The 12129-nt window shown below is 70.4% G+C and carries 9 protein-coding genes; 7 read left to right on the top strand and 2 right to left on the bottom strand.

Annotation, left to right across the window (positions count from 1 at the left end; translation table 11 throughout):
- Positions 1-76: 76 nt before the first annotated feature.
- On the top strand, positions 77-1165 hold the full coding sequence (locus tag OG905_RS12730; protein WP_328668002.1) for a branched-chain amino acid aminotransferase: 1089 nt from the start codon (positions 77-79) through the stop codon (positions 1163-1165).
- Positions 1166-1247: 82 nt separating this feature from the next.
- Here the strand turns inward: OG905_RS12730 and OG905_RS12725 are convergent, their stop codons facing one another.
- Positions 1248-2675, bottom strand: coding sequence for a cytosine permease (locus OG905_RS12725; protein ID WP_328668000.1), 1428 nt, complete (start codon positions 2673-2675; stop codon positions 1248-1250).
- Between the two features lie 130 nt (positions 2676-2805).
- On the opposite strand from OG905_RS12725, the gene ureA reads away from it, so the two are divergent.
- The 5 genes from ureA (at position 2806) to cimA (ending at position 8999) form a co-directional block, all read left to right on the top strand.
- The gene (gene ureA, locus OG905_RS12720; protein ID WP_328667999.1) at positions 2806-3492 is read left to right on the top strand and encodes an urease subunit gamma; all 687 of its coding nucleotides are present in this window, start codon (positions 2806-2808) and stop codon (positions 3490-3492) included.
- Entirely contained in the window at positions 3492-5174 is a 1683-nt protein-coding gene (locus tag OG905_RS12715) for an urease subunit alpha (protein WP_328667997.1), read from the top strand. The genes ureA and OG905_RS12715 overlap by 1 nt, the downstream gene beginning before the upstream one ends.
- Positions 5175-5184: 10 nt before the next feature.
- A complete protein-coding gene (locus tag OG905_RS12710; protein ID WP_328667995.1) occupies positions 5185-6204 on the top strand; it encodes an agmatine deiminase family protein in 1020 nt (339 codons plus the stop codon).
- Between the two features lie 75 nt (positions 6205-6279).
- Positions 6280-6888 (top strand): TetR/AcrR family transcriptional regulator, encoded by a 609-nt coding sequence (locus OG905_RS12705; RefSeq protein ID WP_328667993.1) that lies wholly within the window; start codon positions 6280-6282, stop codon positions 6886-6888.
- A gap of 512 nt (positions 6889-7400) precedes the next feature.
- The gene (gene cimA / locus OG905_RS12700; protein WP_328667991.1) at positions 7401-8999 is read left to right on the top strand and encodes a citramalate synthase; all 1599 of its coding nucleotides are present in this window, start codon (positions 7401-7403) and stop codon (positions 8997-8999) included.
- A gap of 26 nt (positions 9000-9025) precedes the next feature.
- Here cimA and OG905_RS12695 read toward each other — a convergent pair whose 3' ends face one another.
- On the bottom strand, positions 9026-10897 hold the full coding sequence (locus OG905_RS12695; protein ID WP_328667989.1) for a ricin-type beta-trefoil lectin domain protein: 1872 nt from the start codon (positions 10895-10897) through the stop codon (positions 9026-9028).
- A gap of 256 nt (positions 10898-11153) precedes the next feature.
- Here OG905_RS12695 and OG905_RS12690 point away from each other — a divergent pair, with 256 nt between their 5' ends.
- Positions 11154-12128, top strand: a complete 975-nt coding sequence (locus OG905_RS12690) for a LacI family DNA-binding transcriptional regulator (RefSeq protein WP_328667987.1) — start codon at positions 11154-11156, stop codon at positions 12126-12128.
- The last annotated feature ends 1 nt before the right edge of the window (position 12129 follow it).

The following is a 12129-nucleotide window of genomic DNA, read 5'->3' as shown; positions in this document are numbered from 1 at the left end:
AAAGCTCGGACGTCCTAGCAGTCGCAGCGGCGTGAGCGCGGTCCGTCACAAACAACCGGTGAAGGACACTGCACTCATGACGACGCCCACGATCGAGCTCAAGCCCTCCTCGCACCCGCTGTCCGACGCGGAGCGCGAGGCGATCCTGGTCAGCCCCGGATTCGGCCGACACTTCACCGACCACATGGTGACGATCAAGTGGACGGAGGGGCGTGGCTGGCACGACGCACAGCTCGTCCCGTACGCGCCGCTGTCGATCGATCCGGCCAATATGACGCTGCACTACGCGCAGGAGATCTTCGAGGGCCTCAAGGCCTACCGCCGCTCCGACGGCTCCGTCGTGACCTTCCGCCCGGAGGCCAACGCCGAGCGCTTCCAGCGGTCGGCCCGCCGTCTGGCGATGCCGGAGCTGCCGGTCGAGACCTTCATCGCGGCCTGTGACGCGCTGGTCCAGCAGGACAGCGCCTGGGTGCCTGCGCACGGCGGCGAGGAGTCGCTGTACCTGCGCCCGTTCATGATCGCGACCGAGGTCGGCCTGGGCGTGCGCCCGGCCAACGAGTACCTCTTCATCGTCATCGCATCGCCCGCCGGTGCCTACTTCCCCGGCGGCGTCAAGCCGGTCTCCATCTGGCTGTCCGAGGACCGCGTGCGTGCCGTCCCCGGCGGCATGGGCGACGCCAAGACCGGCGGCAACTACGCTGCGTCCCTGCTCGCCCAGGCCGAGGCCGCCGCGAAGGGCTGCGACCAGGTCGCCTACCTCGACGCCGTGGAGCACAAGTGGGTCGAGGAACTGGGCGGCATGAACCTGTACTTCGTGTACGGGAACCGCATCGTGACCCCCGAGCTCACCGGCTCCCTGCTCGCGGGCATCACCCGTGACTCGCTTCTGCAGCTCGCCAAGGATCTCGGTTACGAGTCCGAGGAGGGTCGCGTCTCCATCGACCAGTGGAAGGCCGATTCCGAGAACGGCACGCTCACCGAGGTCTTCGCCTGCGGCACGGCCGCGGTCATCACCCCGGTCGGCCTGGTCAAGTCCGCCGGCGGCGAGTGGAAGCAGTCCGGCGGGCAGCCGGGCGAGGTCACGCTGAAGCTTCGCAAGGCGCTGCTGGACATCCAGACGGGCAAGGCCGAGGACATCCACGGCTGGACCCACCAGCTGGGCTGACGCCGGCTTTCGCTGTACGCACGAAGGCCCGCCCCCGGGTTCGCACCGGTGGCGGGCCTTCGTCGTCCTGGAGGCGCCGGCGTCAGGCGGACACCTCGACCGTGGACGGTTCCGGCGCGGCCACGGCCGTGGCCGGAGCCCGCAGGGTCAGCAGCAGGTAGGTCAGCCCGCCGACCATGCCCGAGAGGATGAAGCTGCAGTCCACCCCGCCGGTCAGGGCGAGCAGCGGGCCTTCGTAGACGGTCGTGGAGACCGCCGCCAGGCCGACCGCCGCGCCCAGGGCCCAGGACGCCGTGGCGCTGACGTTCCAGCCCGCGCGGTACCAGTAGATGCCGCCCCGGGCGCGGCGGTTGAAGACCTGCAGGGCGTCGGGATCGTACTGGCCGCCGCAGCGCACGTATCCGATCAGCGTGATCACCGCCCAAGGGGTGCCGATGGCGGTCAGCAGCAGTACGAAGGACGTCATGGCCGACTGAACGTCCCAGGCGAACGAGCCGAGGAACACGAAGGTGGTCGCGACGACGGCGGCCATCACCGTGGCCCTGGTGCGGGTGGCCTTCGGCAGGATCGCGTCCAGGTCGAGGCCCATCGAGTACAGCATCAGACCGGCGTTGCCGACGGAGCCCGCCGAGGCCGCGAGGAGCAGCGGCGCCAGGTACCAGAAGGGCGCGGCGCCGACGAGCGGCCCGGCGTACTCGAGACCCGCGCGGGCGGCGAGCGCCGTGTACGTACCGAACAGCTGCGGCACCAGCAGGCCGAGCAGGAGGCCGAGACAGCTCGCCCAGTACACCGTGCGGGTGCTGTGGCGGCGCGGTGAGATGTAGCGCGTGTAGTCGCCGAGCAGCGTGATGAAGGCGACCGGGCCGCTGAGCCCGGCGGCGACGGCCGCGAGCAGCCAGGTGGGCCAGAAGGAGCCGAGCAGATACGGGGTGTCGGGCGGCGCGGCCGTGGTGAAGTCGCCCGCGTAGGCGAAGACGCCGAGCAGCAGGAGGGCGACCATGCCGATGGACAGCACCTTGCTGAGGCGGAGCAGCAACCGGTAGCCGTAGATCGCGCCGACGACGGTGCAGCCCGCGAGCAGCGTGTACATCAGGGCGCGGGTCGCTTCGCCCTCCGGCAGGCCGATCAGCCGGGACAGGGTGCCGACCATGACGTCGCCGCCGATCCACAGCGTGAGGGCCGTGTATCCGAGCGAGAGCAGCAGGCCGACGACCGAGCCGACGAGCCGGCCGCGTACGCCGAACTGGGCGCCGCTGGACGTGGAGAGGTTGGTCGCCGTGCGCAGGGAGATCAGGGCGAGCGGTGCCGTGACGAGGATGCCGGCCAGCGTGCCGATGACGATCGCGGTCACCGACGGCCACAGGCCGAGCCCGAAGGACGGCGGCAGCCAGCCGAAAACGATGACGCCCAGACAGAGGTTGGAGCCCAGAAGGATCGACACGAGGTCGCGGGGCCCACTTGTGCGCTCTTCGTCGGGGATCGTGTCGACTCCGCGCTGTTCTATCGGCATGGGGGACTCCCTGCTCGGTCGGCGACTGTTTGAGTGACGCTCAATGTGACTGAGGCGATGGCGGTACGTCAATGCTTCCGTGAAAGGAAACTCACGGTTAGAGTGTCGTTCGAACAGGAGGTGTGGTGACGTGCGACTGACCCCGACAGAGCGGGACCGACTGCTGATCTTCGGCGCCGCCGAACTGGCGCGGGCCCGCCGGGCCCGCGGCCTGAGGCTCAATGTCCCCGAGGCCACCGCGCTCATCGCGGACACCGTCTGCGAGGCGGCGCGCGACGGACGCAGGCTCGCCGAGGCCATCGAGGCCGCGCGCGGCGTGCTGGGCCCCGAAGACGTCCTGCCCGGTGTGGCGGATGTGGTCACCGAGGTCCATGTGGAAGCCGTCTTCGACGACGGATCACGGCTCGCCGTGGTCGCCGACCCCATCGGCGGCGCCGGTCTGGGAGTCGGCGCACCCGGCGCCCTCGTCCCCGGCCCCGCCGACGCCGAACCCGAGCCCGCCCTGCGGCTCACCGTGCGCAACACCGCGGCCGTCCCCGTCAGCGTCACCTCGCACTTCCACTTCTTCGAGGCCAACCCCCGGCTCCACTTCGACCGGGCCGCGGCCTACGGCATGCGCCTGTGCGTCCCCGCCGGATCCTCCGTCCGCTTCGACCCGGGTGGCGAGGCCGAGGTCGGCCTGCTGCCCATCGGCGGCGACCGGATCGCGATCGGCTTCGCCGGACTGGTCGACGGCGCGCTGGACGCCCCGGGCGCGAAGGAAGAGGCCCTGCGACGCGCGGCGGCCTGCGGCTACCTGGGAGCGGAGGGCACCTGATGGACCCGTACGAGTACGCATCCGTGCACGGCCCCCGCGCCGGGGACCGCGTCGTCCTGGGCGACAGCGGGCTCGTCGTCCGCGTCGAGTCGGACGCCCAGAAGCCCGGCGACGAATTCCTCGCCGGTTTCGGCAAGACCGCGCGCGACGGACTGCACCTCAAGGCCGCGGCAGTACGCGAGACCTGCGACGTCGTGATCAGCAACGTGCTGGTCATCGACGCCGTGCAGGGCATCCGCAAGGTGTCCATCGGTATCCGCGAGGGCCGTATCGCGGCCATCGGGCGGGCCGGGAACCCCGACACCCTCGACGGTGTCGACGTCGTCGTCGGCACGGGCACCTCGATCGTCCCCGGCGAGGGCATGATCGCCACCGCCGGTGCCGTCGACACCCATGTCCATCTGCTCTCGCCGCGGATCATGGAGGCCTCGCTCGCCTCCGGCGTCACCACCGTCATCGGCCAGGAGTTCGGGCCGGTCTGGGGCGTCGGCGTCAACTCGCCGTGGGCCCTGCGGCACGCCTTCAACGCCTTCGACGCCTGGCCGGTCAACATCGGCTTCCTCGCCCGCGGTTCGTCCTCGAACGACGCGCCGCTCGTCGAGGCGCTCGCCGAGGGCGGCGCGTCCGGCTTCAAGGTCCACGAGGACATGGGCGCGCACACCCGCGCCCTCGACACCGCCCTGCGGGTGGCCGAGGAGTACGACGTCCAGGTCGCCCTGCACAGCGACGGCCTCAACGAATGCCTGTCCGTCGAGGACACCCTGGGCGTACTCGACGGCCGTACGATCCACGCCTTCCACATCGAGGGCTGCGGCGGCGGCCACGTACCGAACGTGCTCAAGATGGCCGGCGTGCCGAACGTCATCGGCTCCTCCACCAACCCGACCCTGCCCTTCGGCCGGGACGCGGTCGCCGAGCACTACGGGATGATCGTCTCCGTACACGACCTCAAGACCGACCTTCCCGGCGACGCCGCCATGGCCCGCGACCGGATCCGGGCCGGGACGATGGGCGCGGAGGACGTACTGCACGACCTCGGCGCGATCGGTATCACCTCCTCGGACGCGCAGGGCATGGGGCGCGCGGGCGAGACCGTACGCCGCACCTTCGCGATGGCCGGGAAGATGAAGGCCGAGCTGGGCCCCATGGAGGGCGACGGCGCCCACGACGACAACGCGCGCGTGCTGCGCTACATGGCCAAGCTGACCATCAACCCCGCCATCGCGCACGGGCTCGCACACGAGATCGGCTCCATCGAGGTGGGCAAGCTCGCGGACATCGTGCTGTGGAAGCCGCAGTACTTCGGGGCGAAGCCGCAGCTCGTACTGAAGTCGGGTTTCCCGGCGTACGGCGTGACGGGCGACCCGAACGCCGCCACTGACACCTGTGAACCACTGGTCCTGGGGCCGCAGTTCGGGTCGTACGGAGCCACGCCCGCGGACATCTCGGTCGCCTTCGTCGCCAGGGCCGCGACCGAACTGGGCTCCGACATGATGCCGACGCGCCGCCGCCGGGTCGCGGTGCGCGGCACCCGCGGCATCGGCCCGGCCGACCTGCGGCTCAACTCCCGCACCGGCGACGTGGGGGTGGACGGCCGCACCGGCCTGGTCACGCTCGACGGCGAACCGCTGCGGTCCGAGCCCGCCGACTCGATCTCCCTCAACCGCCTCTACTTCCTGTAAGGGATCAGCGATGACCTTCCGTATGCCGCCCGAGTGGGCCCCGCACGAGCGCACCTGGATGGCCTGGCCCGGCCCGAACGTCACCTTCACCGGGGACGACCTCGCCGAGTCCCGCCACGCCTGGGCGTCCGTCGCCCAGGTGGTACGCCGCTTCGAACCGGTCACCATGGTCGTCGGGTCCGGCCAGGCGGCGCAGGCCCGCGCGCTCCTCGGCCCGGACATCGACCTCGTCGAGCGTGAACTGGACGACGCGTGGATGCGCGACATCGGCCCGACCTTCGTCACCGACGGGAAGCAACTGGCCGCCGTTGACTGGGTGTTCAACGGCTGGGGCGCGCAGCACTGGGCCACCTGGGACCACGATGCGAAGATCGCCCGCCATGTCGCGGACCTCGCCGGGGTGCCCGTCCACAGCTCGCCGCTCGTCAACGAGGGCGGCGGCATCCACGTCGACGGCGAAGGCACCGTGCTGCTCACGGAAACGGTGCAGCTGGGCCCCGAGCGCAACCCCGGCTGGACGAAGGACGAGGTCGAGGCCGAGATCCACGGGAAGCTCGGCACGACCAAGGCGATCTGGCTGCGGCGCGGCCTGAGTGCCGACTACCCGCCGCACGGCTTCGGCACCCTGGGCCACGTCGACATCGTCGCCGCCTTCGCCGGCCCGGGCGTGATCGTCGCCCACACCCAGCCGGACCCGGCCCACCCCGACCACGAGCTCTGCAAGGAGAACGTGGAGATGCTCAGGCTCCAGACGGACGCCCGCGGCCAGCGCATCGAGATCGTCGAGATCCCCGCGCCCACGGTCACACGGGACGAGGACGGCGGCTGGGCCGACTACTCCTACATCAACCACTACGTCTGCAACGGGGGTGTGGTGCTGTGCTCCTTCGACGACCCGCACGACGAGATCGCCGCGGGCATCTTCCGCAGGCTCTATCCGGACCGCACGGTCACGCTGGTCGACGCCCGGACGATCTTCGCCGGGGGCGGCGGCATCCACTGCATCACGCAGCAGCAGCCGAGGGTCTGATCGTCCGCCCTCGTGACGGTTCGCGATCAGGTAGAACATACGGGTGAACGTGTTCCTGACTGCGGTTGCCGCCGTATGACCCCCGCCCCGCGCCGCCGCAATATCGCGCCGCCCCGAGAGTCCGTGCTCGCAGCCGCCATGGCCACCATCGCCGAGCGCGGGCTCGACGGGCTGACGATGGCCGGACTCGGGCGGGAGGTCGGGATGAGCAGCGGGCATCTGCTCTATTACTTCCGCACCAAGGACGAGCTGCTGCTCCAGACACTGGAGTGGAGCGAGGGCCGCCTCGGCGCCGAGCGCGGTTCGCTGCTCTCCCGGCAGGGCACGGTGCGCGAGCGGCTCGACGCGTACGTCGATCTGTACGTGCCCGACGGGCCGCGCGACCCCCACTGGACGCTCTGGCTCGAAGTCTGGAACCGCTCGCAGAGCGCCGATGCCGACGCCCGGGCCCGCCAGGCCGCCATCGAGGGAGTCTGGCACCGGGATCTGGTCGCGCTGCTCGCCGAGGGAATCTCGCGCGGCGAGTTCCGCGCGGTCGACGCCGACCGCTACGCCGCCCGGCTGCGTGCCCTCCTCGACGGCTTCAGCGTCCATGTCGCCGTGGGCATACCGGGCACCGGGCGGCCCCAGGTTCTGGCGCATGTGAGGGAGTTCCTCGACGACACGCTCTTCTCGGGAGCGTAGGCCCCGTAACTCCTTGGGGGCCGCTGCGCGGGGCCTCTCCCCTACCCGCCCCCCTCCAGACTCCGTCCGGGGGGGACCCCCCACCCTCCTTGCGCCTGCTTCGCGGCGCGAACTGGGGGCAAGCCCGGGGCTTCGCCCCGGACCCCGTATGCGACCTTCGGCCGCATGTCCTCAAACGCCGGACGGGCTGAAATGTGCGGCCCCGGCGCGTGGGTGACCGCATCGTGAGACTGTCGTCCATGCCCGCCCGGGCTGTGGCAGACTGCCATCGTGCTCTCATTCGCCATGATTATCGGCAAGAGCGCGCCGGTCCGCAGTGACCGCTGACCCGTGGACAGTAACCCCCCGCGGCAGCGGCACCGTGCCCCAGACCCGCGCGCAGACCTCTCGCACCCGCGAGAGGTTTTTTCGTTTTACGGCCCCACCCCGGCCAAGGAGCGAACCGCGCGAAGATGGGGGCAAGTGGAGCCAGAACTTCCGGAGCCACGAATCCGACAGGAGTCAACTCAGCCATGACCACGGAGACCGACGACAGCTTCCATGTCTTCGACACGACGCTCCGCGACGGCGCCCAGCGCGAGGGCATCAACCTCACCGTCGCGGACAAGCTGACCATCGCCCGGCACCTGGACGAATTCGGCGTGGGCTTCATCGAGGGCGGCTGGCCCGGTGCCAACCCCCGGGACACGGAGTTCTTCTCCCGCGCCCAGCAGGAGATCACCTTCGAGCACGCCCAGCTCGTCGCCTTCGGCGCCACCCGCCGCCCGGGCGCCAGGGCCGCTGAGGACCCGCAGGTCAGGGCCCTCCTGGAGTCGGGCGCCCCGGTGATCACCCTGGTCGCCAAATCGCACGACCGGCATGTCGAACTGGCTCTGCGCACCACCCTCGAAGAGAACCTGGAGATGGTCCGCGACACCGTCTCCCACCTGCGCGAACAGGGCCGCCGCGTTTTCGTGGACTGTGAGCACTTCTTCGACGGCTACCGCGCCAATCCGGAGTACGCCAAGTCCGTGGTCCGCGCCGCGGCCGACGCGGGCGCCGATGTCGTCGTGCTGTGCGACACCAACGGCGGCATGCTCCCGGCCCAGATCCAGGCCGTCGTCTCCACCGTCCTCGCGGACACCGGCGCGCGCCTCGGCATCCACGCCCAGGACGACACCGGATGCGCCGTCGCCAACACCCTCGCCGCCGTCGACGCGGGCGCGACGCACGTCCAGTGCACCGCCAACGGCTACGGCGAGCGGGTCGGCAACGCCAACCTGTTCCCGGTCGTGGCCGCGCTGGAGCTCAAGTACGCGAAGAAGGTACTGCCCGAGGGCGCGCTGGCCGAGATGACCCGTATCTCGCACGCCATCGCCGAGGTCGTCAACCTCACGCCCTCGACCCACCAGCCCTACGTCGGCGTCTCAGCCTTCGCGCACAAGGCCGGACTGCACGCCTCCGCCATCAAGGTCGACCCCGATCTCTACCAGCACATCGCCCCCGAGCAGGTCGGCAACACCATGCGGATGCTCGTCTCCGACATGGCCGGCCGCGCCTCCATCGAGCTCAAGGGCAAAGAGCTCGGCATCGACCTCGGCGGCGACCGCGAGCTCGTCGGCCGGGTCGTCGAGCGGGTCAAGGAACGCGAGCTCAAGGGCTACACCTACGAGGCCGCGGACGCCTCCTTCGAGCTGCTGCTGCGCGAGGAGGCTGAGGGCCGGGCGCGCCGTTACTTCCGTACGGAGTCCTGGCGGGCCATCGTCGAGGACCGCCCCGACGGCACGCACGCCAACGAGGCCACGGTGAAGCTGTGGGCCAAGGGAGAGCGCATCGTCGCCACCGCCGAGGGCAACGGCCCGGTCAACGCGCTGGACCGGGCGATGCGGGTCGGCCTGGAGAAGATCTACCCGCAGCTCGCCAAGCTGGAGCTGATCGACTACAAGGTCCGCATCCTCGAAGGCCGTCACGGCTCCGAGTCCACCACCCGCGTCCTGATCACCACGGGCGACGGAGGCGGCGAGTGGGCCACGGTCGGCGTCGCCGACAATGTCATCGCCGCCTCCTGGCAGGCACTGGAGGACGCGTACACCTACGGCCTGCTGCGCGCCGGGGTCGAGCCCGCCGAGTAGCGGCCGGACCGGTCAGGGCTGCGGGCTCAGGGCTGGAGCCGCCACTTCTGGTTGGCGGCTCCGGTGCACGACCAGATCTGCGCCCGGGCCCCGTTCGCCGATGAATTGTCGCTCACGTCAAGGCACTTGTCGGCGGGGGCGTTCACCAGGTCGCCGGTGGACGCCTGCCGGCGCCACTGCTGCGCGCCCGAGCCGTTGCACCCGTACAGCTGGACCTTCGCGCCGTCGGCCGTCGATCCTCCGGTCACGTCCAGGCACTTGCCAAGGGCCTGGACGGTGCCGTCGGAGCGGACCGTCCAGCGCTGGGCGGCCGTGCCGTTGCAGTCCCACAGCTGGACGGCCGTGCCGTCCGCGCCGGCTCCGCCCGCCACGTCGAGGCACTTTCCGGCCAGCCCGACGAGGCTCCCCGTCGTGTCCGTACCGCCGCTCTGCGTGCCCGACCACGTGAAGGTCGCGGACGTCTTGCCCGGCAGCGAGTACGTGGCGTGCTGCCCGCCCCAGTTGACGGTGAGGGACTGCGCCGACGAGGAGTCGTTGTACGCGATCAGCGCCTTCGAGCCGTCCGGGTTGCGCCAGGCCACGTTCGGCACGGCCGAGCTCGCCGTGGAGGCGATCCGCTGGGCGCCGGGCCGGACGAACTTCGTGAGGTGGCCCATCGTGTAGTACTCGATCATGTAGTCGACCTGGCCGTGCCGGCTGTCCCCGTTGTGGACGGTGATCAGCCCGTCGCAGACGCCGCAGCCGCCGTTGTGCGGACCCCGGTTCTGGTCGACGGCCAGGGACCATTTGGTCACCGACTTCGCCCAGTTACGGGTGTAGTCGACGATGTTCAGCATGTCCTCGCGCTGCTGGTTGCCGATCCAGGTGCCGCCCGAGTGCTCGGTCTGGAAGGCGTCCAGCTGCGGGTACTGGTTGTGCACCTCGGTCTGCCGGGAGACATCGCCGCCGTATCCGTGCCAGGCGATCCCGCCGAAGTTCGGGTGGCTGCGCACCGCCGCGTCATTCACCGTCGCCGCGGCGTACGCGTCGTAGGTGTCCCAGTTCCAGTCGTGCGCGAGCACCTTGGTGGGCAGGCCCGCGGACTGGAGCTTGGGCAGCAGCTCGCTCTTGGTGAAGTAGGCCAGACCCGAGGCGTTCCAGCTCATCGACGGATAACCGGCGCAGCAGGTCGGCTCGTTCTGAGCGGTGACGTAGTCGACCGGGATGCCCTGGTCGCGGTAGGCCTGGAGATACTTCACGAAGTAGTCGGCGTAGGCGCCGTAGAACTCCGACTTCAGCCAGCCGCCGCCCAGCTGTCCGCTGTCCTTCATCCACGCGGGCGCGGTCCATGGCGATGCCACCGTCGTCAGCGCGGGGTTGAGCTGCTTGGCCTGTTTGGTCAGCGGCAGTACGTCGGCGAGATCGTGTGCGACGGAGAACTTCGACAGCGAGGGGTCGGTCTGGCCCGCCGGGACGTCGTCGTAGGTGTAGCCGAAGCGGGCCAGGTCGGAGCCGCCCATCGGATTGCGGACGAAGGAGAGCCCGATTCCCTCGGTGGGGGAGAAGAGCTTCTTCATCGTCTCGTCGCGGGTCGCCTGCGAGAGTGCGCCGCTGCTCTTCATCAGCCAGGCCGCGGTGTCGGTGAAGGAGGCTCCGCCGCCGGTGAAGGTCTGGAAGCGGGTGTTCTCGTCGACGGTGATGTTGGTTCCCGAACCGCCGCTGCCCACCTGGAAGGTGAGGGGCGTCTGCTGCTGGAGCCCGCGTGTGACATGCCTGCCGCCGGCGTCGTCGGTGGTGGTGAGCCAGATGTTCACCTGTTCGCCCGCGGCCTGCGCCGAGCCGGTCGTCAGACCCGTCAGTCCGGCGGCGGCCAGGGCGGATGCGAGCAGGATCCTGATCGTTCTCGTTCGTCGTGCCATGGGCTGGGGCCCTCTCCGGCAGTGGTGTGGGGGACGAGCCGAGAGTGAACTGCCGTCGGGTACGGCCGTCAAGGGTTTGCGCATTCAGGATCTGAACGCACAACGGGCAAGATCCGCACAGGAGTTGGGTTTGGACCAATCCCGACGTGAAGTATTGACGGCACTCTTCGTCAGGGGTTAACTCACCGCCCAGACTCCGGAACCGGTTCCGGAACCGGTCCCAGCACCCGCCCAAACCCTCGACGCGGAGGCCCCGATGCGAGTCACGATCGCCGACGTCGCACGTGAGGCGGGGGTCAGCAAGACCACCGTGTCCCGCGTCCTGAACACCAAGGGCGAGGTGGACTCCGGCACGGCCTCCCGTGTTCGTGAAGTGATCGCAAGCCTCGGCTATGTGCCCAGCAGCGGCGCCGTCGGCCTGGCCCGCGGCACCAGCCGTACGGTCGGGATGCTGACGCCCCCGCTCACCTGGCCCTGGATGGGCGAAGTCCTCCAGGGAGTCGTCGACACCGTCGAGGCCGCGGGCTACGGACTGCTGCTCTTCACCTGCAACCGCGGCGCCGAGTCCGTGGAGCGCTTCACCAGCCAGGTCTCGGCCCGCGCCTTCGACGGACTGCTCGTGATCGAACCGGAGAACACCCTCGGCACGATCACCGCGATGCACCGCAAGGGCCTCCCGGTCGTCCTCATCGACGACCGCGGCCACCACCCCGAATTCCCCTCCGTCGCGACCACCAACCTGGAGGGCGGAGCATCGGCGGCCCGGCATCTGCTGGCCTCGGGCCGCACCCGCCCGCTGATCGTCACCGGCCGCCGCCACTTCGGCTGCGTACGCGACCGGCTGGACGGCTTCCGGGGCATCCTGCCGACCGGCCTGATCGCCGAGGGCGACTTCACCGAGCTCTCCGGACAGCTCGCGGTCGAACGGCACCTCGCCGTCGGCACCCCCTTCGACTCGGTCTTCGCGCACAACGACCTCAGCGCGGTCGGCGTGCTGCGGGCCCTGCGTGCCGCCGGCCGGAGCGTGCCCGACGACATCGCCGTCGTCGGCTTCGACGACATCCCCGTCGCGCAGCACACCGAACCGCCCCTGACGACCGTGCGCCAGCCCATGCGGGAGATGGGCGAAACGGCGGCGCGGATGCTGCTCGCCCACCTCGGCGGCACCCCGGCGCCGGACGAACCGGTCGTCCTCCCAACGGAGTTGGTCGTCCGCCGATCCGCGCCCTGAC

Source organism: Streptomyces sp. NBC_00322 (genome assembly GCF_036147535.1).
Lineage (GTDB): Bacteria > Actinomycetota > Actinomycetes > Streptomycetales > Streptomycetaceae > Streptomyces.
Note: the sequence above shows the minus strand (reverse complement) of the source record. Positions and strands in the feature narration are given on the sequence as shown.